At 68.6% G+C, this 26,019-nt stretch carries 18 protein-coding genes and 1 tRNA gene; 10 read left to right on the top strand and 9 right to left on the bottom strand.

Features of this window, described 5'->3' with window-relative positions; genetic code table 11:
* Positions 1 to 138: 138 nt before the first annotated feature.
* Both ACWGIH_RS41965 and ACWGIH_RS41960 read left to right on the top strand, forming a co-directional pair.
* Positions 139 to 936: a S1 family peptidase gene (locus ACWGIH_RS41965; protein WP_453448482.1), complete on the top strand. Its 798-nt coding sequence runs from the start codon at positions 139 to 141 to the stop codon at positions 934 to 936.
* 183 nt (positions 937 to 1,119) lie between these two features.
* The gene (locus tag ACWGIH_RS41960) at positions 1,120 to 4,209 is read left to right on the top strand and encodes an endo-alpha-N-acetylgalactosaminidase family protein (protein WP_453448483.1); all 3,090 of its coding nucleotides are present in this window, start codon (positions 1,120 to 1,122) and stop codon (positions 4,207 to 4,209) included.
* Between the two features lie 100 nt (positions 4,210 to 4,309).
* Here ACWGIH_RS41960 and ACWGIH_RS41955 read toward each other — a convergent pair whose 3' ends face one another.
* Positions 4,310 to 6,112: a beta-galactosidase gene (locus tag ACWGIH_RS41955; RefSeq protein WP_453448484.1), complete on the bottom strand. Its 1,803-nt coding sequence runs from the start codon at positions 6,110 to 6,112 to the stop codon at positions 4,310 to 4,312.
* 137 nt (positions 6,113 to 6,249) lie between these two features.
* Here ACWGIH_RS41955 and ACWGIH_RS41950 point away from each other — a divergent pair, with 137 nt between their 5' ends.
* From ACWGIH_RS41950 to ACWGIH_RS41930, 5 genes are all read left to right on the top strand, one after another.
* Positions 6,250 to 7,158, top strand: a complete 909-nt coding sequence (locus tag ACWGIH_RS41950) for a helix-turn-helix domain-containing protein (RefSeq protein ID WP_453448485.1) — start codon at positions 6,250 to 6,252, stop codon at positions 7,156 to 7,158.
* 11 nt (positions 7,159 to 7,169) lie between these two features.
* Positions 7,170 to 7,514 carry a chorismate mutase gene (locus ACWGIH_RS41945; RefSeq protein WP_453448486.1) on the top strand — a complete coding sequence of 115 codons (345 nt, stop codon included), beginning with the start codon at positions 7,170 to 7,172 and terminating at the stop codon, positions 7,512 to 7,514.
* Positions 7,515 to 7,605: 91 nt separating this feature from the next.
* Positions 7,606 to 10,119, top strand: a complete 2,514-nt coding sequence (gene pepN, locus ACWGIH_RS41940) for an aminopeptidase N (RefSeq protein WP_453448487.1) — start codon at positions 7,606 to 7,608, stop codon at positions 10,117 to 10,119.
* Between the two features lie 390 nt (positions 10,120 to 10,509).
* Positions 10,510 to 11,901 (top strand): pyridoxal phosphate-dependent decarboxylase family protein, encoded by a 1,392-nt coding sequence (locus tag ACWGIH_RS41935; RefSeq protein WP_453448488.1) that lies wholly within the window; start codon positions 10,510 to 10,512, stop codon positions 11,899 to 11,901.
* On the top strand, positions 11,898 to 13,340 hold the full coding sequence (locus ACWGIH_RS41930) for a lysine N(6)-hydroxylase/L-ornithine N(5)-oxygenase family protein (protein ID WP_453448489.1): 1,443 nt from the start codon (positions 11,898 to 11,900) through the stop codon (positions 13,338 to 13,340). Before ACWGIH_RS41935 ends, ACWGIH_RS41930 begins: the two co-directional genes overlap by 4 nt.
* A gap of 6 nt (positions 13,341 to 13,346) precedes the next feature.
* Here ACWGIH_RS41930 and ACWGIH_RS41925 read toward each other — a convergent pair whose 3' ends face one another.
* Positions 13,347 to 15,152, bottom strand: coding sequence for a bifunctional metallophosphatase/5'-nucleotidase (locus ACWGIH_RS41925; protein WP_453448490.1), 1,806 nt, complete (start codon positions 15,150 to 15,152; stop codon positions 13,347 to 13,349).
* Positions 15,153 to 15,289: 137 nt separating this feature from the next.
* On the opposite strand from ACWGIH_RS41925, the gene ACWGIH_RS41920 reads away from it, so the two are divergent.
* Both ACWGIH_RS41920 and pyk read left to right on the top strand, forming a co-directional pair.
* Positions 15,290 to 16,003 (top strand): SIMPL domain-containing protein, encoded by a 714-nt coding sequence (locus tag ACWGIH_RS41920; RefSeq protein WP_453448491.1) that lies wholly within the window; start codon positions 15,290 to 15,292, stop codon positions 16,001 to 16,003.
* Between the two features lie 157 nt (positions 16,004 to 16,160).
* Complete coding sequence (gene pyk / locus ACWGIH_RS41915) at positions 16,161 to 17,597, top strand: pyruvate kinase (protein ID WP_453448492.1); 1,437 nt, start codon at positions 16,161 to 16,163, stop codon at positions 17,595 to 17,597.
* Between the two features lie 77 nt (positions 17,598 to 17,674).
* Here pyk and ACWGIH_RS41910 read toward each other — a convergent pair whose 3' ends face one another.
* From ACWGIH_RS41910 to ACWGIH_RS41900, 3 genes are all read right to left on the bottom strand, one after another.
* Entirely contained in the window at positions 17,675 to 19,579 is a 1,905-nt protein-coding gene (locus ACWGIH_RS41910) for an alkyl/aryl-sulfatase (protein WP_453448493.1), read from the bottom strand.
* 119 nt (positions 19,580 to 19,698) lie between these two features.
* Entirely contained in the window at positions 19,699 to 20,352 is a 654-nt protein-coding gene (locus tag ACWGIH_RS41905; protein WP_453448494.1) for a helix-turn-helix domain-containing protein, read from the bottom strand.
* A gap of 228 nt (positions 20,353 to 20,580) precedes the next feature.
* Positions 20,581 to 20,655: transfer RNA gene (locus tag ACWGIH_RS41900), tRNA-Leu, on the bottom strand.
* 100 nt (positions 20,656 to 20,755) lie between these two features.
* Between ACWGIH_RS41900 and ACWGIH_RS41895 the strand changes: the two genes are divergently transcribed.
* Positions 20,756 to 21,412, top strand: a complete 657-nt coding sequence (locus ACWGIH_RS41895; RefSeq protein ID WP_453448495.1) for an ANTAR domain-containing response regulator — start codon at positions 20,756 to 20,758, stop codon at positions 21,410 to 21,412.
* Between the two features lie 83 nt (positions 21,413 to 21,495).
* Here ACWGIH_RS41895 and ACWGIH_RS41890 read toward each other — a convergent pair whose 3' ends face one another.
* From ACWGIH_RS41890 to ACWGIH_RS41875, 4 genes are read right to left on the bottom strand one after another with little or no spacing between them, the layout of a single operon-like run.
* Positions 21,496 to 22,212 carry an ABC transporter ATP-binding protein gene (locus ACWGIH_RS41890; protein ID WP_453448496.1) on the bottom strand — a complete coding sequence of 239 codons (717 nt, stop codon included), beginning with the start codon at positions 22,210 to 22,212 and terminating at the stop codon, positions 21,496 to 21,498.
* A complete protein-coding gene (locus ACWGIH_RS41885) occupies positions 22,209 to 23,078 on the bottom strand; it encodes an ABC transporter ATP-binding protein (RefSeq protein WP_453448497.1) in 870 nt (289 codons plus the stop codon). Before ACWGIH_RS41885 ends, ACWGIH_RS41890 begins: the two co-directional genes overlap by 4 nt.
* Positions 23,079 to 23,081: 3 nt before the next feature.
* Positions 23,082 to 24,920: a branched-chain amino acid ABC transporter permease gene (locus ACWGIH_RS41880; RefSeq protein WP_453448498.1), complete on the bottom strand. Its 1,839-nt coding sequence runs from the start codon at positions 24,918 to 24,920 to the stop codon at positions 23,082 to 23,084.
* Positions 24,921 to 24,925: 5 nt separating this feature from the next.
* Positions 24,926 to 25,855 carry a branched-chain amino acid ABC transporter permease gene (locus ACWGIH_RS41875; RefSeq protein WP_383285497.1) on the bottom strand — a complete coding sequence of 310 codons (930 nt, stop codon included), beginning with the start codon at positions 25,853 to 25,855 and terminating at the stop codon, positions 24,926 to 24,928.
* Positions 25,856 to 26,019 lie beyond the last annotated feature (164 nt).

The raw sequence follows: 26,019 nt of genomic DNA, 5'->3' as shown, positions 1-26,019 counted from the left end.
TTGCTCTATCCGGACACCGATCTCCATAATCCGCAACAACGCTTTGGCGGGCTCATGCCATTCTCGCGTTCGTCGTGGGAGTCAGTGGGTCCGCCGTCGCGTGCAACCCCCCACGAACCCCCCACGAAGGGAAACCCGTTGAACACCAAGCTGCGTGGAGTCAAGAGAGCCGCCACCCTCGGTGCCATCGCCCTCGCCGCCGTCAGCCTCCAGCCCGTCGCCGCCTCCGCGGCCCCGCACCCCGGCCCCACCCCGGGTGAGCGCGTGGTCGGCGGCACCCCCGCTGAGCAGGGCGAATTCCCGTTCATGGTCCGCCTGTCCATGGGCTGCGGCGGCGCGCTGTACGCCCAGGACATCGTGCTGACCGCCGCCCACTGCGTGGACGGCTCCGGCGACAACACGAGCATCACCGCCACCGGCGGTGTCGTGGACCTGGAGAGCCCGGACGCGATCAAGGTGAAGTCCACGAAGGTCCTGCAGGCGCCGGGCTACAACGGCAAGGGCAAGGACTGGGCGCTCATCAAGCTGGAGAAGCCGATCGACCAGCCCACGCTGAAGATCGCCAAGGACACCAAGTACAACGAGGGCGAGTTCGACATCGCCGGCTGGGGTGCCGACAAGGAGGGCGGCGAGCAGCAGCGTCACCTCCTCAAGGCGAAGGTCCCCTTCGTCAGCGACGCGGACTGCGAAGCCGCGTACGGCGCCGACCTCACGCCCGGTGAGGAGCTCTGCGCCGGGAAGCTGGCGGAGGGCGGCGTGGACACCTGCCAGGGTGACTCCGGTGGCCCCATGTTCCGCAAGGACGAGGCCGGTGAGTACATCCAGGTGGGCATCGTCAGCTGGGGCAACGGCTGCGCGCAGCCCAAGTTCCCCGGGGTCTACACCGAGGTGTCGACGTTCGCCGGTGACATAGAGAAGGCGGCGTCGGAACTCTGAGTCTCCGCTGGACGCGGGGCCGGACCAGCCACTGGTCCGGCCCCGCTCCCGTGCGGGCTCCGCCGGCCGGGCTGCTCCGAGGGACCCCGTTAGTCCAAGTCCTGCCTCCCCTTTGTCCATGGGCGCGCCCGTCCCTCCCGGCGCAGGGTGACCGCACCGAATTCCGTCCCACGGAGGGGTGCCATGCAGTCGTCAGACACGTCCGGACCGAGCCGCAGAGCCGTAGTCGCCACGGGCGCGCTGGCCGGGGTCGGTGCCGCCGTCGGCCTCGGGGCCCAGGCCGCTTCGGCGAACCCGGCCGCGGCGCGCGAAGCCGTCCTTCGCTCCGCCGACCTGGAGGTACGCGTCGCCACCGACTTCCCCCGCGTCGTCTCGTACACGGACCGCGCCTCCAAGGCGGTCCTGCACGCGCAGCCGGAAGCCGTCACCACGCTCCTGGTGGACGACGTGACGCACACCCCGGAGGTGACCTTCAGCGGCGACGGGGGCGACCGCGCCGAGTACGTCCTCGCGCTCGGCGGCGGCACCACCCTCACCGTCGAGATCGTCGTCAAGGGGCGCCAGGTGCGGTGGCGGGTGACGGAGATCGACGACACCGACGCGCTGCGCGTGGGCACACTGCGCATCCCCGGGCTCGCCCTGCTCGCCGTACGCAGCGATCAACCGGGCGCCACCCTCCTGGCCGCCAGGATCCAGCTCGACAAGGCCAAGAGCGGGGACACCGAGGTCAAGCCGTCCTCCGGCAGCGCCGCCGAAGCGGCCACCGGATGCGCGTACGCCGTCGTCGCGCACGACACGCTGGGCGGCGCCGTCGAGACCAACACCGTCTACGACAAGCCCACCACCGAGGCCGGGACCACCTGGGACAACGGCCGGCTCTGGCGGGAGACCGTCAGGAAGAGCGGGTACGTGGAGGCCCGGCTGACCCCAGGCCAGTGGACGCACCGCGCGGCCACCGCCGCCGTCGGCGACACCGAGCCCCTTCCGTACGCCACCGTCGTCATCACCGGCGACCGCAACGGCGACGGCAAGGTCGACTGGCAGGACGCCGCCATCGCGTTCCGCGACATCATGGTGAAGCCGCTCGGCGCGGACGAACAGCATCTGCGCGTCGTCCCGCACATTCCGTTCAACTTCGCCTCGCAGGCGACCAATCCGTTCCTGATGACGCTCGACAACGTCAAGCGGATCCACCTGGCGACGGACGGGCTGCGCCAGTACACGCTGCTCAAGGGCTACCAGTCCGAGGGGCACGACTCCGCGCATCCCGATTACGCGGGCAACTACAACACGCGTGCGGGTGGCCTCGACGACCTCAACACCCTGGTCAGCGAGGGCAAGAAATGGAACAGCGACTTCAGTGTGCATGTGAACGCCACGGAGTCCTATCCCGTCGCGAACGCCTTCTCCGAGAAGCTCGTCGACAAGGCCGACGAGCAGTGGGACTGGCTGGATCAGAGCTACCGCATCGACCAGCGCTGGGACCTGGTCTCCGGTGACATCGTCAAGCGGTTCGCCGATCTGCGGGACGAGGCCGACGGCGCGCTCAACGCCCTCTACATCGATGTCTTCCGCGAGTCGGGCTGGACGTCCGACCGGCTGCAGCGCGCCTTGGGCGAGCAGGGCTGGATCGTCACCAGCGAATGGGGGCACGGCTTCGAGCGCTCCTCCGTCTGGTCGCACTGGGCGACGGAACCGGATTACGGCCCCGATACGTCCCGGGGCATCAACTCGCGGCTCATCCGCTTTATCCGCAACCATCAGAAAGACGTGTTCGCCGACAAATGGCCGACCCTCCTGGGAATTGCCCGCATGGGCAATTTCGAGGGGTGGGTCGGCAAGACGGACTGGTCGTATTTCTACGATCTGATCTGGACGGATTCGCTGCCCGCCAAGTATCTCCAGGCTCATCCCATCAAGTCCTGGGGCGAGCACGAGATCAGCTTCTTCGGGGATGGCGGGACGGCGGTCTCCGACGCGGACGGCACCCGCCGGATCGTGACCGACGGCCGTGTCGTCTATGACGGGGGCAGCTATCTGCTGCCCTGGGAACCCCGCAAGGCCACCGACCCCGGCAAGCTCTACCACTACAACCCCAAGGGCGGTAAGGGCAGTTGGCGGCTGCCGCGCGGCTGGTCCGGGCTCTCCGAGGTCGCGCTGTACCGGCTCACCGACCAAGGGCGGGTCTTCGAGGCGCACGTTCCGGTACGCGGCGGCAAGGTCACCCTCGACGCCAAGGCCAAGCAGCCGTACGTCCTCTACCGCCGGCGCGCCGCCGCGCTGCCCGACCCCGGCTGGGGGCAGGGCACCCCTGTGCACGACCCCGGCTTCAACTCCGGGTCCCTGCGCGGGTGGAAGGTCTCCGGGCCCGCCTCCGTGGAGCTCAGCAAGCTCGGCGACCACGAACTCGTCATGGGCCCTGGCGGCAAGGCAGCCGTCGGCCAGCGGCTGCGCCGCCTGAAGGCGGGGGCGTACGTCGCCTCCGTGCAGGTCGAGGTCGGGGAGAAGGCGGGCGACGAGCGCAAGGCCACCCTGGAGGTCCGCACCGCCGACGGTGTCACCGCCGCCAACTGGACGCGGACCTCCACGGCCGGCAACTACGTGGCGGCCGACCGCAAGCACGGCACCCGCTTCCAGCGGATGTCCGTGCCCTTCACCGTCCCCGAGGGCGGCGGCCCCGCCGAGCTGACGCTGCGGGCCGACGCGGGCCACGCGCGCGTGCGCTTCGACAACGTACGGATCGTCTCCGCCACGCCAGCCGGCGCCCCCGCGGAGGGCAGGCTCGTCTCCGAGGACTTCGAGCACGTGCCGCAGGGCTGGGGACCGTTCGTGAAGGGCGACGCGGGGAAGGTCACCGACCCGCGCACGCACATCGCCCAACGGCATGCCCCCTACACGCAGCGTGGCTGGAACGGCAAGGCCATCGACGACGTCATCGACGGCTCGCAGTCCCTCAAGTCACGCGGCGAGAACACCGGGCTCGTCTACCGCACCGTCCCGCACACCGTCCGCTTCGAGGCGGGCAAGCGCTACCGCGTCTCGTTCCGGTACGAGAACGAGAAGGCGGGGCAGCACGCGTGGATCACCGCCGTCGACGACCCCGCGGCCCGCGAAATCGACCGCAAGGAACTGCCCGTCGCGACCGGACCCACCGTCCTGAGCTACGAGTTCACGGCCCCCGCCAAGGGCGAGGCGTGGGTCGGGCTGCGCAAGAGCGGGGACGACGGGACCGCCGAGTTCGCGCTGGACGCCTTCGAGGTGCGGGAAGTCTGACGTCGTGCCGGACGGGCTGATCCTTCGGCCCGTCCGGTGCTCGTGCACGAGCCCGCCAGCGCCCGCGATCACTCGTGCACGAGCCCGCCCGCGCCCGTGATCAGCGGCCGCTGTCCGCCGGCGCGGGCGGGGCATCGGGAAGGGACGGGAGCGGGGAAAGGGAAACCGTCCCCGCCTCGGCCGCCCCCTCCAGTTCGAGCACCCACACCTCGTTCTCCCCCTCCCGGAGCACCGCTCCCGGAACGTACAGCGAGGACTGCGGTCCCACGGCCCAGTACCGGCCCAGGTTGAAGCCGTTCACCCACACGAACCCCCGCACCCAGCCCGGCAGTTCAAGGACCGCGTCACCGGCACCACGGACAACCGCCGAACCCCGGTACAGCCCCGGACGCCCGCCCTCGGCCCCGGCGGCGGGCACCCCCCTGACCGCCTCCGCCGAGGAGAACGCGTCGAGCCGCAGCCCCCTCGCCCGCACCCCGTGCAGGTACTGCCGCTCATGCAGCACCCCGCCCGTGATGCCCTTCGCCTCACCGGTCCGCGGCCCGTAGTTGACCCTCCCCAGGGACTCCACCCAGAGCTCCACGCGCGCGTGCCCCGCGACAGGCTCGGGCAGAGCCGGTTCCTCCTCGGTCAGGACACCGGCCCGCACCCCGTCCACGTACACCACCGCCAGGTCCCGCAGCCCCCGGACTCGCAGCGGGTAGGGCCGCCGCGGGCCCGGCACCGTCAGCGTGTACTGGACCAGGCCGCGGTCCACGTCGAGCTCTTCGAAGGTGGGCGGTACGGCGTATTCCGCCAGGGGACCGCCGAGCGACTCCATGACGACGGACAGCGGCGCCCACTCCGACAGGCCGACCGACGCGCTCTCCCCGAGCGCGGGCAGCGGCTCCGGAGGCTCCGGCAGCGGCCCCTCCACGTACGGGGCGAGCACCTCACGGAAGAGCCAGAACTTCTCCGTGGGACGCCCGAACTCGTCGATGGGCGCGTCATAGTCGTACGAAGTGACGTCCGGCTCCAGGACACCGTCGTGCAAGGCGCCGCCACCCCGGTTCGCCCCCGCCCACCCGGCGAAGTTCGTGCCGCCGTGCGCCATGTAGAGGTTGACCGACGCCCCGCACTCCAGGATCTCGCGCAGCGCGCCCGCGGCATCCGCCGCGTCCCGCACGACATGCTCCGCGCCCCAGTGGTCGAACCAGCCGCACCAGAACTCCATGCACATCAACGGCCCCTTCGGACGGTGCCTGCGCAGCGTCTCGAAACCCGCACGGGCCTGCGAGCCGAAGTTGGCCGTCGCCAGGACACCGGGGACGGAACCACCGGTCAGCATGTGGTCCTCGGGACCGTCGGACGTGAACAGGGGCACGGTCACGCCCTCGGCCCGCAGCAGATCGGCGAGATGGCGCAGGTAGACCTGGTCCGAGCCATAACTGCCGTACTCGTTCTCCACCTGCACCATGATCACCGGGCCACCCCGGTCGTGCTGACGCGGGACGACCTGCGTCATGAGACGGCCGAACCAACGGCCCACATGCCCCAGATACTCCGCGTCGCGGGTCCGCGCGCGTGCCCCCACCGCGCCCGTCAGCCAATGCGGAAGACCGCCGTTCTCCCACTCGGCGCAGATGTACGGGCCGGGCCGGACGATCGCCCACAGCCCCGCCTCCCGGGCGGCGTCCAGGAAACGGCCGAGTGCCCCCACGTCGCTGAACTCCCCGGGACGCGGCTCATGCAGGTTCCACGGGACGTACGTCTCCACGCAGTTGAGCCCCATGGCACGCAGCATCGCCAGGCGGTGGCCCCACTGAGCCTCGTGCACCCGGAAGTAATGCAGCGCACCGGAGAGCAGCCGCACGGGCCGCCCGTCCAGTTCGAAATCGTCCTCGCCCACCCTGAAGCCGTTCATCTTTTCCCTGTGTCCCTCTCGCTCACGTGCCGCTCCGCCACGATCACCTCTGGCGGGCGGCAGGGTCCATGGACAAAGATCTAGGCGGGTTGGACGCAGCGAGCGGGCCGCGGCCCGGACGAAAGGGGCACCAGCGGATGTACCACACGTGGATGCGGTATTTCACGCCGAGCCCGGCCCACCACCGCCTCGGCCTCGCCTGCCTCGGGGTCGGCCTGCAGCACGGCCTCCTGCCGACCGTCGGCCCACGCACCCTCGACCACCACGTGGCCGTCGTCATCAGCGCGGGCGGCGGCTGGTTCCAGCGCCCCGACGGCAGACGCGCGACGGTGACCGCGCCCGCGCTGATCTGGCTCACCCCCGGAGTCCGCCACCACTACGGACCCGACCCGGAAACCGGCTGGGACGAGTGCTTCGTCGACTTCACCGGGCCCGCCACGACGACGTACACCGAACTCGGCTACATAGAACCCGACCGGCCCGTCGTGCCGCTCTCCGACGCCACCGGCGCGCGAGCCGCCGTCGGACGCATCGCGCGCGCGGCACGCCGCGGCAACCCGCTCCTGGAGGTCGAGACGGGCGCCGCCGTCCACGAACTGCTCGTCGCGCTGCGCAGGGCCCGCGCCGACATCGCCCCCGACGGCGACCCCGTCCTGCAGGCACTGGCCCGCGACGCCTTCCAGCCGCTCTCCGTCGCGGGGCACGCGGCACGCCACGGCATGACACCCGCGGAACTGCGCACGGCGGTACGCAGGGGCGCCGGCTGCAGCCCCAAGGACTACCTCCTCGGCATCCGCCTGGGACGCGCCAAGGAACTCCTCGCCGCCACGGAACTCCCCGTCGCCGCCGTCGCCCGCCGCGTCGGCTACGACGACCCCGCCTACTTCTCGCGGCTCTTCACGCGCCGCGTGGGCACCGCACCCGTCCGCTTCCGTGAACAGCAGGGACGTGCGGTCCCCGGCGGCTGGTCGCAGCAGATCCCCGACCCCGACCACCCGCCGATCCTGCGCTCTTCCGCCGTCAACGGCGAAGGACCGGCAACGTAGGCTCGTGGACCATGACCACCAGCCACACAAGTGACGCGAACGGCGCCGGCGCCACGGACGCCACGGACGCAGCCGTGCGCGCCGAGCTGTCCCGCCTGCGCGACAGCATCGACAACATCGACGCCGCCGTCGTCCACATGCTCGCCGAGCGCTTCAAATGCACCCAACAGGTCGGCCACCTGAAGGCCAACCACCACCTCCCGCCCGCGGACCCCGACCGCGAGGCCCGGCAGATCGCCCGCCTGCGCGAACTCGCGGAAAGCGCCAAGCTGGATCCGGCGTTCGCCGAGAAGCTGCTCACCTTCATCATCGCCGAGGTCATCCGCCACCACGAGACGATCGCCAAGTCGGCGTGACGCGGGACCGGGCCCGCGGCATCGCTCAGGGCTGAGCAACGATGTCCGGGCACCCCGCATCCCCGCCAGGGCGATCAGGCAGCATGGACCCATGCCCGTACTGACGCGCGACGAAGCGCAGACCCGAGCCCGGCTCATCGACGTCCAGCGGTACACGGTCGAGCTCGACCTGACCCGGGGAGCCGACACCTTCGACTCCCGCACCGTCATCCGGTTCACGGCCCTCGGCGAGCCGACGGCCACGGTGGACACCTTCGTCGAGCTGAAGCCCGCCGAGCTGCGCTCCGTCACCCTGGACGGGCAGGCCCTCGACCCCGAGGGCCTCGTCGAGAACCGGCTCGCGCTCACCGGGCTCACGGCGGGCGAGCACGAGCTGCGCGTCGACGCGGCCATGCGCTACTCGCACACCGGCGAGGGCATGCACCGCTTCACCGACCCCACGGACGGCGAGACGTACACGTACACCCAGCTGTTCATGGAGGACGTGCAGCGCGTCTTCGCCGCCTTCGACCAGCCCGACCTGAAGTCCGTCTTTGAGCTGACCGTCACCGCCCCGGAAGGCTGGACGGTCCTCGCGAACGGCGTCACCGAGCACCTCGGCGACGGGACGTGGCGCGCGGCGGCCACCCCGCTGATCTCCACATACCTCGTCGCGGTCGCCGCGGGACCCTGGCACTCGATCCGCACCGAGCACCGCGGACTGCCCTTCGGCATCCACTGCCGCCGCTCGCTCGCCCCCTTCCTGGAGGCCGACGCCGACGAGATCCTCGACGTCACGCGCGCCTGCTACGACCGCTACCACGAGAAGTTCGAGGAGCCCTACCCCTTCGACTCGTACGACCAGGCGTTCGTCCCCGAGTTCAACGCGGGCGCGATGGAGAACCCCGGACTCGTCACCTTCCGCGACGAGTTCATCTACCGCTCCGCCGTCACCGAGACCGAGCGGCAGACCCGCGCCATGGTCATCGCCCACGAGATGGCCCACATGTGGTTCGGCGACCTCGTCACCCTCCGGTGGTGGGACGACATCTGGCTGAACGAGTCCTTCGCCGAATACATGGGCTTCCAGACCACCGCCGAAGCCACCAGCTTCACCGACACCTGGACGGACTTCGGCGTCGCCCGCAAGGCCTGGGGCTACGACGCCGACCAGCGCCCCTCCACACACCCCGTCGCCCCCGACCCGGACGCCGTACCCGACACCGCGTCCGCGATGCTCAACTTCGACGGCATCTCGTACGCCAAGGGCGCCTCCGCACTGCGCCAACTCGTCGCCTGGCTCGGCGAGAAGGACTTCCTCGCCGGCATCAACACCCACATCGCCCGGCACAAATTCTCCAACGCCACCCTCGCCGACTTCATCGACTCCCTCGCGCACGCCACCGACCGCGACGTCCACGGCTGGGCCGACGCCTGGCTGCGCACCACCGGCGTCGACACACTCACCTCCACCGTCACGCACGACGCCCGCGAGTGGACCCTGTCCGTCGACCACGACGGCAGCCGGCCTCACCGTGTCACCGTCGGCGTGTACGACCGCGACCTCATCGACCCCCAGGGCCTGGTGCTGCGCGAGCGGTACGAGCGGGACATCCCCCACACCGGGACCACCGCGCCGCGCGACGGAGGACGCCCCGCCCTGATCGTCCCGAACGACCAGGACCTCACGTACGCCAAGATCCGCCTCGACGAGAACTCCATGGAGACGGCCCTGCGCAGCCTCTCCCGCGTCCCGGACGCCCTCACCCGCGCCGTCCTGTGGAACAGCCTGCGCGACATGGTCCGCGACGGCGAGCTCGAAGGCACCGCCTACCTGGAGACGGCCCGAGCGCACCTGCCCGACGAGACCGACCTCGCCCTCGTCCAGGGCGTCCTCGCCTTCGCCACCACCCACGTCGCGGGCCGCTTCCTGCCCCCGGCGCAGCGACCGGGCGCCCTGTCCACCCTCACCGAGCTGTGCCGCGACCTGATCCGGCGCACGGAGGACGGCTCCCACGCGGGCCTGCGGCTCAGCGCCGTGCGCGCCCTCATCGACGTGGCGGCCCGGCCCGACCCGCTCCAGGAGTGGCTCGCCGAGGGCACCGTCCCCGGCGGCCCCGAACTCGACCCCGAACTGCGCTGGCGCGTCCTGACCCGCCTCGCCGTCCTCGGCGCCGCCGACGAGTCCGCGATCGCCGCCGAACTGGAGCGCGACCCCAGCGCCACCGGCCAGGAGGGCGCCGCCCGCTGCCGTGCCGCACTGCCCGACCCCGCGGCCAAGCGCCGCGCGTGGGAAGCGATGTTCGTCTCCGACGACCTCTCCAACTACCTCCTCACCGCCACCGCCCAGGGCTTCTGGCAGCCCGAACAGGCCGATCTGGTACGGGAGTACATCCCCCGCTACTACGAGGACGCGGTCGCCGTCGCGGCCCGGCGCGGGCCCGCCATCGCCGACGTCGCGGGACGCTGGGCCTTCCCGGCCTCCGCGGTGGACGCCGAAACACTCCGCCTGGGCGAGGAATGCCTGCGCGACGCCAACCCCATCCCCGCCCTGCGCCGCAAACTAGCCGACCAACTCGACGACCTGGCAAGGGCATTGCGCGTACGAGAGACGACGACCTCCTAGCCCCCGCCGCCACAGAAATCTCTCACCGGGGCCGCCCCGCAAGGGGCGCGAGGAACGGCGCGAGCAACCACAGACCACCCGCAGAAAACCCTCGACAGCCGCCCCGCAAGGGGGCGCGGGGAACGGCGCGAGCAACCATAGATCACCCGCAGTGAACCCTCGACAGCCGCCCCGCAAGGGGGCGCGGGGAACGGCGCGAGCAACCACAGACCACCCGCAGCCGAATCCGGTCCCCCGCGCGGAGCGCCTAGCACTGCCGCCCGCACCAACACCGTTTCTCCGCACGGCAGTACCACTTTCGGGTTCGGATCGTTGAGCTCTCCGGGCGTGCCGTCCGCTCGGCGGACAGGCTGGATGTCCCCGCCCACGCGCACCCGAAGGACGTCGCCCATGAGCACTCCGCCGCCCCTCGCCGGAGGAGCCCGAGGCCCGGACGCGCTGCGGCCCCTGCTCACCGCCACCCTGGACGCCCTGCACACCGGCACGACCGCCCGCGGCGGCCCCCTCCCCGCGGGCGGCCCCACCGCGGTCGCCGCCCGGGTGCGCGAGGCCGCAGGCGACATCCTGCCCGCCCGGGGCGAGGGCGAAGAAGCGGCCCTGCGCACCCTCGTCCACGCACTCGCCGAAGGCGCCGCCGACCCCGCGGACGCCCTCTGCGCAGCCCACCTGCACTGCCCACCGCTCGCCGTGGCCGTCGCCGCCGACCTGGCCGCGTCCGCGCTCAACCCCTCCATGGACTCCTGGGACCAGGCCCCCGCCGCATCGGAGATCGAAGCCTTGGTCACCCGCGCCCTCACCGCGGAGGCCTACGGCACCGACGGGGGAGACGCCCTCGTCACCACCGGCGGCACGGAGTCCAACCAGCTCGCCCTGCTCCTGGCCCGCGAACGCACCGCCACACACGGCCCTGTCCACCTCGTCGTCGGCGAGAACGCCCACCACTCACTCGCCCGCGCCGCCTGGCTCCTCGGCATGCCGGAACCGGTCACCGTCCCCGCGCCCGCCGGAGTCCTCGACCCCGCCGCACTCGACGAAGCACTGACCGGGCTCACCGGACCGCCCAACTCGTTCCTCGTCGCCGCCACCGCGGGCACCACCGACGCCGGGCTCATCGACCCCCTCGACCAGATCGCCGACCTCTGCGCCACCCACGGCGCCCGCCTGCACATCGACGCCGCGTACGGCGGCCCGCTCCTCTTCAGCGACACACACAGAGCCCTCCTCCACGGCATGGCGCGCGCCGACAGCATCACCTTCGACCTGCACAAACTCGGCTGGCAGCCCGTCGCAGCCGGACTGCTCCTGGTCCGCGACAGCCACGACCTCGCGGCACTCGGCCACCACGCCGACTACCTCAACGCGGACGACGACACCGAAGCAGGCCTGCCCGACCTCCTCGGCCGCTCCCTGCGCACCACCCGCAGGCCCGACGTACTCAAACTCGCCGTCACCCTCAAGGCCCTCGGCCGCGAAGGGATCGGCGCACTCGTCGACCAAGTCTGCCTCCAGGCCCAGGAGTTCGCCGGACTCGTCGCCGCGCACCCCGGCTTCGAACTGTACGACCGGCCCGTCATCAGCACGGTCCTGTTCCGGCCCGCCGACGCCGACGACGACCACATCGCCTACGTCCGGCGCGAACTCCTCGGCCAGGGCCGAGCCGTCCTCGGACGCGCCACGATCGACGGACGCCGCTGGCTCAAGGCCACCCTGCTCAACCCGCACACCCGGCCCGGCGACCTCGCCGAGCTCCTGAAGCTCGTGGAAGGAACCACCCCCCGATGACCGGCCAGAACGACAAGCCCGCCCCGCCGCTCACCACCCCCGAGGAACCCCGGGACCTGGTCGGCATCGGCATCGGCCCCTTCAACCTCTCCCTCGCAGCCCTCGCCCAGCCCCTACCCGGACTCGACGCCGCCTTCTACGAACAACGACCCGGCTTCCACTGGCACCCCGGACTCCTCATCGACGGCGCCAGCCTCCAAGTGCCCTTCCTCGCCGACCTGGTGACCCTCGCCGACCCGGCCAACCCCTGGTCCTTCCTCAGCTACCTCAAGACCCGCGAACGGCTCTTCCCCTTCTACTTCGCCGAGCGATTCCACATCCAGCGCGCCGAGTACGACGCGTACTGCCGCTGGGTCAGCGAAAACCTCCCCGCACTGCACTTCGGCCACCAGGTCGACGCCGTGCGCTGGAACGCCGAACGAGACCTCTTCGAAGTCGACTTCACCCAGCTCGACGCCGACGGAGAAGCCGAAGCCCTCGGCCGGACCTACACGAAGAACATCGCCGTCGGCGTCGGCACCGCCCCCTACATCCCCGAACCCCTGAAGCCACTGGCGGACGCCCCCGCCGTACCCGTCATCCACTCCGCGGACTACCTCCTGCACCGCGACCGGCTGCTCACCGCCGACCACATCACCGTCATCGGCTCGGGCCAGTCCGGCGCGGAAGTCTTCCTCGACCTGCTCAAGCACCGCCCGGCGGGCGCCGAGAAAATCCACTGGCTCGCCCGCACCGAGGCCTTCGCACCCATGGAGTACTCCAAGCTCGGCCTCGAACACTTCACCCCGGACTACACCCGCTACTTCCACTCCCTGCCCGAAGCCGTGCGCGACGGACTCGTCCCCCAGCAGTGGCAGCTCCACAAAGGCATCGACGCCGACACCATCGCCGCCATCCACGAAGAGCTCTACCGACGCACCCTGCACGGCGGCTGGCCCGACGCCGTACTCACCCCCGGCGTCTCCGTGCGCACCGCGGGCCGCGTCGCCACCACCCGCGTGGAACTCCACCTGGAACACCTCCAGCAGGGCACCCGATCCCGCCTCACCACGGACGCCGTCGTCCTCGCCACCGGCTACCGCGAACGCCCCCTGGACCAGCTCCTCGCCGGCCTCGACCCCTACATGCGCCGGGACTCGGCCGAACGCCCCCGCATCGACGAGCAGTACCGCCTCGTCCTCGACCCCTCCGTCACCGGCACCGGCAGCAACGTCTACGTACAGAACGCCGAACGCCACACCCACGGCGTCGGCGCCCCCGACCTCGGACTCGCCGCCTGGCGCAGCGCCACCATCCTCAACACCCTGATGCCAGAGGCCCCTTACCCGCTCCCGCAGCGCACCGCGTTCACCAGCTTCGGCCTCCAGGACACCCAGACCCGCCGCGCCACCGGCCTCATCGGCGAGCAGCGCGGCAACCTGGTACCCCTCAAGAACTGACGCGGATCAGAACACCGGAGTGCCGTCCCGGGTCAGCTTCCAGTCCACCGACGCGAACTGGGCCGGGTCGACCGTCCCCTTGGCCTGCACCCACTGAATGATCGTGTTCCGGATCTCGTCCGAGTTCGCCCACAACTGCTTGGCGCCCGCCACATGCGGAAAGTTGCCACCGCCGCTGGCCCGGTAGTTGTTCACCGCGAGCACGAACTCGGCCTTGGGATCGATGTCCTTGCCGCCGAAGCTCAGCTTCACGATCCGGGAACCCACCGGCTTGGCGATATCGATCTCATACGTCACGCCATACAGCGCGTCGTAGTTGTAGTCCGGGATGTTGTCCGCGTTCGTCAGCTTCGCCGGATCCACCGGACCGCCGGCCGCCGTCCGCACGTAATAGCGCGCCGAGAACTCCAGGTACTCCTTGAGCTGGGCGCCCGTGACCAGCCGCGCCTCAAGGGTGTTCTCGAACGGATAGAGCCCCGCCGCGTCCTTGATCGTCACCTCACCCGCCGGAATGCCCGCCGTACGCGAGAAACACGACGCCTGCGACAGCACCGGAAGCGCCGCGTACTGACCGCCCTTCAGCGCCTCCTTCACCGTCTCCGCCTGGACATGACTGATCAGGTCGATGATCGCCACATCCTTGTACGGGCCCTCGGCCGTGCTCATCGCCTGCGTCGACGTACCGATGACCTGGTTGACGTACGCGACGACCTTCTTGTGCTCGTCGGCAAGCAGACGGGTGATCTTCCTGTCCTCCGCCGCCGTATTGGAGTTCAGGACCTGCGCGCCGACCTTCTCCACCGTCCAGCGACCCTTGACCCACACCAGGTCGAAGTCGAAGAGGGTGAGACGCTGACCCCACTTCAGCGGCTCGGACAGGACGACCTTCTTACCCGTCTCCTTGTTCTCCACGACATACTCGGGGATCTCCGTGTGCGCGTGCCCCACCAAAATCGCGTCGATGCCGGGCACCTGCTCCGCCACCAGACCCGCCGCGTTCTCGACATGCGGGAGCTGATCACCGTACGAAGACGTGCCGCTGGAACCGGAGTGCGCCGAGACGATCACGACGTCCGCACCCATGGAACGCAGCTTCGGCACCCACTTCGCCGCCTGCTCCTCCAGACCCGGGAACGTCATCTTCCCCTGCACGTTCGCCTTGTCCCAGATCGCGATACCAGGGTTGGTCAGACCTAGAACCGCCACCTTCACGTCACGGCCGTGCGGGGTACGCAGCCGCCTCATGAAGTACGGCGGGAAGGCGGGCTTCTGCGTCTTCGCGTCGAGAGCGTTGGCACCGAGCAGCGGGAAGTCACACTGCTCCTCGAACTTCCGCAGCACGGGAATGCCGTAATTGAACTCGTGATTCCCGAGCGCCGCCGCGTCGTAACCGATGCTGTTCATCGCCTGCGCCATCGGATGCACCGGCCCGCGTGCCGCGGTGATCGGGTCGATCTTGGCGTAGTAGTACGACAGCTGCGTGCCCTGAATGGTGTCGCCCGCATCGATGAGGAGCGTGTTACGGCGCCCTCTCTCCTCCCGGATCTCGTTCACCAAAGTGGAGATCTTCGCCAGGCCCACATCATTGTGGTCCTTGTCGTCGAATTCCTTGTCCGTGAAATAGTCCCAGTTGAAGACATTGCCGTGCAGGTCCGTCGTGCCCATCACGGTGAACGAATAGCGCTTCTTCCGCTTGGCGGGCCTCCCGGACGCCCGCGCCGACACGGAGGGGGCCGCGGCCACCCCGCCCGCGAGCGCCACGCCCGTGGCGGCGGCGGACCTGCCCAGGAACTTCCGGCGGTTCAGCGGCATTTCGTACTCTCCTTGGACCCATGACCGAACGATGTAACGCGCGTAGATTCTGACCCCGACCACACCACCCGCAACAGACCCCGCAGGTTTCGATCCGATGACTGTCCGGTGCCGCCCCCCAATGCGAGAGTGGCCGCATGGACGAGACGACCCCCACTCCGACCCCCTACGGCACCCCGGACGCCCCACGCCTGGCCGTCAAAGGCGAGGCACACCTCGAAGTCGACCCCGAGATCGCCCGCATCGGCATCACCGTCAGCGCCCGCGGCACCGACCGACGCGACGCCCTGAACGACCTCACCCGCCGCAACGCAGGCGTCATCGACCTCGTGAAAACCTACGGCGAATCCGTCGAAACCCTGGAAACCGGCGCCTTCTCCATCAGCCCCGAACTGACCAAACACGGCCGCGGCGAACGCGTCCGCGCCTACCACGGCCGCGTCCACATCACCGCCGAACTCACCGACTTCACCGCACTCGGCGAACTCACCACACGCCTCGCAGACCTCGAACTCACCCGCGTCGACGGCCCCTACTGGGCCCTGCGCCCCGACTCACCCACCCACCGCGACGCCCGCCAGCACGCGGTCAGGGAAGCGGTACAGCGAGGCCGGGAGTACGCGGAAGCACTGGGCACCACCCTCGCCGCCCTCGTCGAACTCGCCGACATCGGCGCCGAGAACGCCCAACCGTACGGCTACGGCGCCCCGACGCCCGCCATGCGCACCGTCGCCTACGGAGGCGCCGCCGACATGGTCCAGGAAGCAGCCCCCCTCGACCTCGAACCCCAACGGCAACACGTCTACGCACAGGTCAATGCGCGCTTCACGATGACACCGCCGCAGCTGTAGCCGCGGAGGAGATGTCAGCCGCGGGGCGCCCCGAAAATCGCTCATCAGAGCAGCGCCCCGCACAATTCAACACTTGTCAATAACCCTTCACGCAAAGGTTGTTGAGTAGTCATGCCCAGCCAATTCCCTACCGGCCGGTAAGCCCTAGGCTCGAAACATGCGCCGAGCGAAAATCGTCTGCACCCTGGGCCCCGCCACCGACTCGTACGACCAGATCAAGGCACTGGTCGAAGCCGGAATGGACGTCGCCCGCTTCAACCTCAGCCACGGCACCTACGCCGAACACGAGGAGCGCTACCAGCGCGTACGGAAGGCATCCGACGAGACCGGCCGCAGCGTCGGCATCCTCGCCGACCTTCAAGGCCCGAAGATCCGCCTCGGCCGCTTCAGCGAAGGACCCGTACTCCTTGAACGCGGAGACGAATTCACCATCACCGTCGAAGAAGGCGTCCAAGGCGACCGCCAAACCTGCGGCACCACCTACGACGGCCTCGCCCAAGACGTCACCCCCGGCGAACGCATCCTCGTCGACGACGGCAAAGTGACCCTGGAGGTCACCGCCGTCGACGGCCCCCGCGTCACCACCACCGTCGTCGAAGGCGGCATGGTCTCCGACCACAAAGGACTCAACCTCCCCGGCGTCGCCGTCTCCGTCCCCGCCCTCTCCGACAAGGACGAAGCAGACCTCCGCTGGGCCCTGCGTTCAGGATTCGACGTCATCGCCCTGTCCTTCGTCCGCAGCGGCCACGACATCGAAGACGTACACCGCATCATGGACGAAGAAGGCCGCCGCCTCCCCGTCATCGCCAAGGTCGAGAAGCCGCAGGCCGTCGAGAACATCGACGACATCGTCGCCGCCTTCGACGCCATCATGGTCGCCCGCGGCGACCTCGGCGTCGAGATGCCCCTCGAACAGGTGCCGATCGTCCAGAAGCGCGCCATCAAACTCGCCAAGCGGAACGCGAAACCGGTCATCGTCGCCACCCAGATGCTCGACTCGATGATCGACAACTCCCGCCCCACACGAGCGGAGGCCTCGGACGTCGCGAACGCCGTCATCGACGGCACGGACGCGGTGATGCTCTCCGGCGAGACCAGCGTCGGCAAATACCCCATCGAGACGGTCCGCACGATGGGCCGCATCGTCGAGGCCGCCGAGGAGGACATCCTCGCCAAGGGCCTCCCGCCACTGACCGAACGCAACAAACCCCGCACCCAGGGCGGCGCCGGAGCCCGCGCAGCCGCCGAAATGGGCGACTTCCTCGGCGCCAAATTCCTCGTGGCCTTCACGCAGTCCGGCGACACCGTCCGCCGCCTCTCCCGCTACCGCTCACCGATCCCGCTGCTCGCCTTCACCCCGGACCGGGCCACGCGCTCCCAGCTCAACCTCACCTGGGGCGTCGAAACCTTCCTGGGCCCGCACGTCGACTCCACCGACGCCATGGTCCGCCAGGTCGACGAACTGCTCCTGAAGTACGGCCGCTGCGAGAAGGGCGACGTCGTCGTCATCACCGCAGGCTCCCCACCCGGAGTCGCCGGCTCCACCAACCTCGTACGCATCCACCACATCGGCGAAGACGACAGCCCCAAGTAAGCCGACCGCGTACGTGAACCGAGGGGCCGCTCCGGGGGGAGCGGCCCCTCGCTTTCGTACGAGCGTGTCTAGCGTGTCTAGGGCGTCACGATCGCGAAATTCGGGTCCGGCTCGTCCACCACGCCGAGCAGCTCGCCGAGGAGTTTCGCGTCCCCCTCGACCTCGATGTCACCGAGCCCCTTGCCGCCCAGCATCGCGAGCAGCTGAGGCTTGGTCATCGTCAGCGTGACGCCTGCTTCTGGATCCCTCTTCGCGTCGCTGCGATACGTCAACACCCCGTGCCGCAAAGACAGATGCCAGACCTTTCCCAAGGCCGGAAGACTCCAGTCCATCCGCAGCGCCAGATCCCACGCCCTCGGCCCGTTCACGCGAATCGCCACCGAATCGATCAACTGGTCCACGGAGAGCGCCATCAGCAGATCCGCGCTCGCCACGGTCGTAGGAGAATCGGGCACACCCTCACGCAACTCACGGGCGCCCGTCAGATAGAAGTTCCGCCACACAGCGTTCTCCGACGCCTGCCCCAACCTCGTATATATCGCGGCCAGTTCAGACTTGGCAGCCTTGTGCCCAGGGTCCGCGAACACCACATGATTGAGCAACGTCACCGCAAACCGCAGATCACCGCCCCGCGCAAACCCCTTGGCCTTCGCCACCGTCGCCGAGCGGCCCCCCATCGCCTTCACGTACCGCTTCGCCTCCTCGACGGGAGGGTGCTCCCACAGGTGGGCCGGGTTACCGTCGAACCAGCCCATGTACCGCTGGTAGATGCCCTTCACGTTATGGCTCAGCGACCCGTAATACCCACGGTTCGCCCATACGCCGGCGAGTGCGGGCGGCAACTCGATCTCCTCGGCGATCTCCCGCCCCGTCATCCCCTTGTTGATCATCCGCAACGTCTGGTCATGCATGTACGCGTACAGATCCCGCTGCCGCTCAAGCAACTCCACAATCGTGGCCCCGCCCCACGTCGGCCAGTGATGCGAGGCGAACGCGACATCCACCCGCCCGTCGAAAAGCACCACGGATTCGCCGAGGTAACGCGCCCACTGCCGCGCATCCCGCACCTGCGCCCCACGCAACGTGATGATGTTGTGCATCGTGTGCGTCGCGTTCTCCGCCATGCAGACGGCACGCAGCTCGGGGAGCAGGAAGTTCATCTCTGCCGCCGCCTCCGTCCCCGGCGTCATCTGAAACTCGAACCGCACCCCGTCGACCGTCTCGACCTGACCGGTCCGCGTGATGTCCCGCGTCGGCGGGATCAGCCCGATCGACCCCACCGAAACGGTCTGCCCAAGACCACAACCGATCTGCCCGGTCGGCGACTTGGGGAGCAGCGCCCCGTACATATAGCCGGAACGCCGCTGCATCGCCGTACCGGCATAGACGTTCTCCGACACGGCATGCTCCATGAACCCCTCGGGCGCGAGGATCGGCACGTCCCCCGCACCATCCGGCAGCACACCACGGCAGCCACCGAAATGGTCGACGTGCGGGTGGGTGTATATGAGCCCGGTGACCTTCTTGTCACCGCGGTGCGCGCGGTAGAGCTTGAGCGCGGCGGCAGCGGTCTCCGCGGAGATCAGCGGATCGATGACGATGACGCCGGTGTCGCCCTCGACGATCGTCATGTTCGACAGATCGAGCCCACGCACCTGGTAAACACGGTCCGTGACCTTGTAGAGCCCCTGCTTCGACACGAGCTGCGACTGGCGCCACAGGCTCTTGTGCGCGGTCTTGGGGGCGTCCTTCTTGAGGAAGCCGTACGCGTCGTTGTTCCAGACGACCTGGCCCTTGGCGTTCTTCACCACCCCCGGGGTGAGGGCCGCGATGAACCCCCTGTCGGCATCGGCGAAGTCGTCCCCGCCCCTGCCGGTGCCGTCACGGTCAACGGCTGAGGCGGTCTGCGGATTCATGGCCACGGCTGCTGCGGCAGCACCCGCGGCGGCAGCGACGAAGCTGCGCCTGTTCAGGGGAGTCATGGGGCCGAAGATCGCAGCGGGGTACGGGGCGGGGCAAGGGTCCGCCGTGGATTTGGGGCAGCTCCCAGGGAGGGCGGAGGAGGGGTGTGACGTGTCCTATTGCGTGGGCGTGGGGTGGGTCAGTATTTGGGGCCTACGTGGGTGTCCATGAGGGCTACTGAGGCTTTGCGGGCGATGGAGATGTTGCGATGGTTCGCTGCCTTCCAGTCGACGCCGACTCTGTCCAGGGTGTCGGTGAAGAGCTGGATGATGTCGCCGGACAAGTTGGTGAAGAAGTACCGCGGGTACTCGTAGCGCTTCCGCTCGCCGCCGATGATGCGGGTCGTCCAGTTGGTGATGCGACAGCCATCGGAGTGGATGAGGCCGCGGATGAACTCCCAGGGGCGGGCGTCGATAACCTCCTGTTGCCAGGGCTCCAGGGCGATCTTGCGCTCGTGCTTCTTGCCCGCTCCGTGTTGCGGAAACATGCACCACAAGTGGTTCGAGTAGACCTTGACCGTGCTGCACCCCGTTCTGCGCACTCGGCACACGGAGTTGTCCGGGAAGACAGCACGCATGGCTCGTTCACAGGCGTCCATGAGGCCCGGCCACGACTGAGTGCAGGCGATCATCAAGCTAGGGACACGGTGGCCGGAGTACTGGATGATGTGCCCGTCTCCGAGGTAGAGCCCCAGGAGGTAGGAGTACGCGGCTCTGTCGAGATCGCGCCCGTCGCACTGCGGGCACTTGGGATCGTGTTTGCCCGGACACTCCCCGCGCTTGGCGCGGTCCATGTGCCGCCAGTACGAGATGGTGCCGCTCGGGACATTCAGCTGGCGGGCAACGTCGGCGTTCTTCGTGCCGCCTCGCAGCAACGTGAGGGCCTTCTGCCGTACCTCTGTGCGTGGAAGTTCATGGCGATACTGTGTGCGGCTGATCGCAGCGGGGAGCAGCAAAAAGCGGATGTTCACGGGAACGAGAACATCCGCTTGCGAGTGGTGACCTTGGGAATTAAGGAAAAGTGCCCCGGGTGGGACTCGAACCCACACTGTAAGGTGTTTGAGACCTTCGTCTGCTGCCAATTGGACTACCGGGGCCAAACGAATCGAAGGTTTCTCCCGACCCGCTGCCCAACCACCATACCGCAGCTAGGTAGGCTCTTGGGAGCTGCACCCCTGCCCTGATCTAGGAGCCCCCGTGACTTCCCCCGAGTCGCCCCAGCCCGTAGCCGATGACGACGACAAGTCGCACGTGCCTCCGCTGACGACCCGTGTCGTCATCGCCGAGGACGAGGCTCTTATCCGGCTCGACCTCAAGGAGATGCTCGAGGAAGAGGGTTACACCGTCGTCGGCGAGGCCGGTGACGGGGCGAAAGCCGTCGAGCTGGCCCGCGAGCACAAGCCGGACCTGGTGATCCTGGACGTGAAGATGCCCGTCATGGACGGCATCTCGGCGGCCGAGAAGATCGCCGAGGAAAGCATTGCCCCGGTGCTCATGCTGACCGCGTTCTCGCAGCGTGACCTGGTCGAGCGGGCCAGGGACGCGGGCGCGATGGCGTACCTCGTGAAGCCCTTCAGCAAGACCGACGTGGTGCCGGCCATCGAGATGGCCGTCTCGCGCTTCGCGGAGCTGAAGACGCTGGAGAGCGAGGTCGCGGACCTCACGCTGCGTCTGGAGACGCGGAAGCTGGTGGACCGGGCGAAGTCGATCCTGCAGACGGAGTACGGGCTGACGGAGCCTGCCGCGTTCCGCTGGATTCAGAAGACGTCGATGGACCGGCGGCTTTCGATGCAGCAGGTCGCGGAGGCGGTCATCGAGGACGCCGACGAGAAGAAGGCCGCCAAGGGGCAGTAGCTTCGCGTACGTACGGAAAAGGCCCGCACCCCGAAGCCGGGGTGCGGGCCTTCTCGTATGTAAGGCGAGGTGACGCGGAGTCCTCAGTCCTCGCCCAGGTACGCCTTGCGTACGGACTCGTCGTGCAACAGGTCGTTCCCCGATCCGGAGAGGACGATCTTGCCGACTTCCATGACGTGACCGTGATCGGCGAGTGAGAGCGCCGCCTGGGCGTTCTGTTCGACGAGCAGGATGGTCGTGCCCTGGGCCTTGAGCTCGACGATGGTCGCCATGATTTTCTGCATCATGATCGGCGAGAGGCCCATGGAGGGTTCGTCGAGCATGAGCAGTTTCGGCTGGGACATGAGTGCGCGTCCCATGGCGAGCATTTGCTGTTCGCCGCCGGAGAGTGTTCCCGCTGCCTGCTTTCTGCGTTCCCCGAGGATGGGGAAGAGTTCGTAGGCGCGCGCGATGTCCTTTTCGATGGCCGTTTTGTCGTTGCGCAGGTATGCGCCGAGCCGCAGGTTGTTCTCGATGGTCATGCGCGGGAAGATGTGCCGGCCCTCGGGGGAGTGGGCGAGGCCGAGTGCGACGATTTGGTCGGCGCGGTATTTCCGGAGCGCTTTTCCGTTGAATTTGATGGAGCCGCCGACGGGCTTGAGGAGCCCGGAGAGCGTGCGGAGTGTGGTGGTTTTTCCTGCGCCGTTGGTGCCGATCAGGGTGACGACCTCGCCGGCTTCGACCTTGAAGGAGATGCCTTTGACGGCTTCGATCTTGCCGTAGGCGACCTTGAGGTCCTCGACTTCGAGCAGTGCGGTCATCGGTTGTTCTCCTCGTTGCCCGTCGCGTCGGCCTCTGTGCTGCCGGGGGCACCTTCGAAGGGTTCGCCCAGGTAGGCGGCGATGACGCGGTCGTCCTGTTGGACGGTTTCGCTGTCGCCTTCGACGAGTTTTTCGCCTTGGACGAGTACGGCGACTCGGTCGCACAGGTTGAAGATGAAGCGCATGTCGTGCTCGATGACGAGGACGGCGATGCCCATGTCCCGGATGGCGAAGACGAGTTCTTCGGTGGCGCGGGTTTCTTGCGGGTTCATGCCTGCGGTGGGCTCGTCGAGGAGGAGCAGGCCTGGTTCGCTGGCGAGGGCGCGGGCGATTTCCAGCTTGCGTTGTTCGCCGTAGGGCAGGTTGCGGGAGAGGTGGTCTGCCTTTTCGGCGAGGCCGACGAACTCGAGGAGTTCCAGGGCGCGGGCCTTGGACTTGGCTTCCGCCTTGTGGAAGCCGGGGCCGCGCAGGAGGGCTGACCAGAGGCCTTCCTTCGTGCGGGTGTGGCGTCCGACGAGGACGTTCTCCAGGACTGTCATGTTGGAGAAGAGGCGGATGTTCTGGAAGGTGCGGGCCACGCCGGCCGCGGTGACCTTGAAGGATTTGCTGGGCAGGACCGTGCCTTTGTACCGGACTTCGCCCTCGGTGGGGATGTAGAGGCCGGTGAGGCAGTTGAAGAAGGTGGTCTTGCCTGCGCCGTTGGGTCCGATGAGGCCGACGATTTCGCCGCTGTTGACGGTGAGGTCGACGGAGCGTACGGCGGTGAGGCCGCCGAAGCGCATCGTGACGCCCTTGGCGTCGAGGACGGTTTCTCCGGCCGGCGTCGCGGCGGGGTTGTCCTTGCTGGTGGTGGTGTCGGTGGTCATGGCTCAGGCCCCTGTCTTGCTGAGGACTGTGGGTGGCGGCGTGTCGCCGGGGGCCAGTTCGGCTTCGTGGAATTCGAGCTGGCGGCGGCGGTTGGGGATGAGGCCTTCGGGGCGGAAGCGCATGAGGAGGACCAGCGCGAGGCCGAAGGCGAAGAGCTGGTAGTCGCCGAGGAAGGACAGCTTGCTCGGGATGAGGTAGAGCAGTGCCGCGCCGACGAGGGGTCCGCTGATGGTGCCCATGCCGCCGAGGACGACGGCGGCGAGGAGGAATGCGGAGTTGGGTGGGACGGTGTTGGCGAATTGGTACTGCTCGGGTGTCACGGTGTAGGTGACGTGTGCCTGGACCGTGCCCGCGAGTCCGGCGAGGGTGGCGCCGAGTGCGAAGGCGATGAGCTTGACGCGGAAGCCGTTGATGCCCATGGCGAGTGCCGCGGTCTCGTCTTCGCGGATGGCGACCCAGGCGCGTCCGATGCGGGAGTTTTCGCTGCGCCTGAAGACCAGGACGACGACGAAGGTGATGACCAGCATCAGGAAGAAGTAGTTGGCGAAGCGGCCGATGGTGAAGCCGAGGATGGTGTGTTCGACGCCCAGGTCGAAGCCGAGGATCTTGAGGTTCGGGATCGAGGAGATGCCGTTCGATCCGTTGGTGATGTCCGGCCCTGAGGTGCCGTCGGAGTTCATCGCGACGAGTCGGAAGATCTCTCCGAAGCCGAGGGTGACGATGGCGAGGTAGTCGCCGCGCAGTCGCAGGGTCGGTGCGCCGATGAGCACGCCGAAGATGAGTGACGCGCCTGCGCCGACGAGGATGGCGCCCCAGAACGGCAGGTGGACGTCGAAGGGTGAGGACGGTGATCCGGAGACCATGGATGCCGCGTAGGCGCCGACGCCGAGGAAGGCGACGTATCCGAGGTCGAGGAGTCCTGCGAGGCCGACGACGATGTTCAGGCCGAGGGCGACGGTGGCGAAGATGAGGATGTAGACGCCGATGGTGGCGTACTGGTCGTCGCTCTGGGTGAACGGGAAGGCGGCGGCTGCGGCGAAGGCGCCGGCGAGTGTGACGTTGCGGTGCCGTGCGGTGTAGGTGGAGACCTGGGCGACGAGTCCGGCCTTGGTGAGTGCGGCGAAGCTGAACGCGACGGTGACCAGGAAGCCGATGAAGAGTTCGTCGTATTCGGTGCCGATGCCGTAGGTGAAGACCAGGAGGCCTATGGCGAGTGCGGCGATGATGACGAGGATCTCGAGGTAGCTGGGGAGTTTGCGCGGGGCGGGCGGGGCTTCGGCGGCGAATGCGCCCTTGAAGATGACGAGGCCGTTGCGCAGGCGGTGCTTGAACTGTTCGCTGCCGGTGTCCTCGGGGTCGATCGCGTAGGTGTGCGGTCGTACGAAGGGCAGGGCGAGGGCACCGGTGAATGAGGCGAGGGTGGCGATGGCCGCGACCCAGCCGCCGGGGTCGAGGTTGGCGAGGCCGCCGAGCTGGTAGCTGATCGAGATGATCGTGTACCAGGCGGTGAGGAAGGCGGCGAGTGCCGCGTACTTCAGGGCTGCGTCGGCGCCGCCGGGGGCGAGGGTGCGTATGCCTTTGACGCCGTAGCCGGCGAGGCCGAAGAGGGTGGTGAGGATGCCGGCGATGAGGACGAGGACCTGGAGGCCGCCGGGGTAGCCGTAGACGGTGAGGTCGCCGGGGAATGCCGCGGTCCAGGTCCAGGCCATGAACGTGGAGATGATGGTGAGGATGCCGCCGCCGGTGGCCAGTGCGCGGGCGGGGCCCTCGGGGATGGCGATGAGGCCGGTGGGGGCGTGCTGGGGGTTGGGCGTGTCGGCCGCAGTGGTCTGTGTGGTCATGGTTCTCACGCCCTGTCCGCGACGCGCTCGCCAAGGAGACCTTGTGGCCTGACGAGGAGTACGACGATGAGGAGTACGAAGGCCCAGACGTCGGCCCAGGACTGCCCGCCGAGCTGGCTCATGCCGGGGATGTCGTTCATGTAGGCGGTGGCCATGGCTTCGGCGACGCCGAGGACGAGGCCGCCGAGCATGGCGCCGTAGATGTTGCCGATGCCGCCGAGTACGGCGGCGGTGAAGGCTTTGAGGCCCCAGAGGAAGCCCATGCGGAACTGGACTTCTCCGTAGCGGAAGCCGTAGGCGACGGCGGCGATGCCGGCGAAGGCGGCGCCGATGGCGAAGGCGACGACGATGACGCGGTCGGTGTTGACACCCATGAGTTTGGCGGTGTCGGGGTCCTGTGCGGTGGCTTGCATGCCGCGGCCGACGCGGGTCTTCATGACGAAGTAGCCGAGGGCGAACATGCAGATCGGGGCGGTGATCAGCAGGAAGATGTCGCCGGGCTGGATGGTGACGGAGCCGAGGTGGATGGATCCGCCGGGCAACTCGGGGAAGGTGCGGGACGATTTCGCGTTGGGGTACCAGGCCCAGACGGCTTGCTGCAGCGCGAGGGAGAGTCCGATGGCGGTGATGAGGGGTGCGAGGCGGGGTGCGCCGCGCAGGGGGCGGTAGGCGAAGCGTTCGGCTCCGACCGCTATGAGGGTGGAGACGATGACGGCGCCTATGAGCATGAGTGGCAGGGCGAGCCACATGCTGGTGCCGCCGGGCAGCCACAGCCAGACGGTGAGGGCGCCGAACCCGCCGACCATGAAGATCTCGCCGTGGGCGAAGTTGATGAGCTGGACGATGCCGTAGACCATTGTGTAGCCGATGGCGATCAGGCCGTACATGGATCCCAGTAGCAGGCCGTTGACCAGCTGTTGCGGCAGTTCGTGCACCGCAGGTCCTCCGAGTCTTTCGGTGTCGTTCGGCCGGTGGGCGGTGGCGGTGGGCCTCGCCGGCCGTACGGCTTAGACGCCATTTCAGTTGGCGTGATCTTGCGGCAGTCTGGGGTGATGACTGCTGCGCTTGTCGAGCGTATGGCGCCGGAAGACCTGTGGGC

It is taken from the genome of Streptomyces sp. NPDC054872 (genome assembly GCF_053610705.1).
The sequence above is the reverse complement of the archived record's forward strand: the minus strand, read 5'-3'. Positions and strand labels throughout refer to the sequence as shown.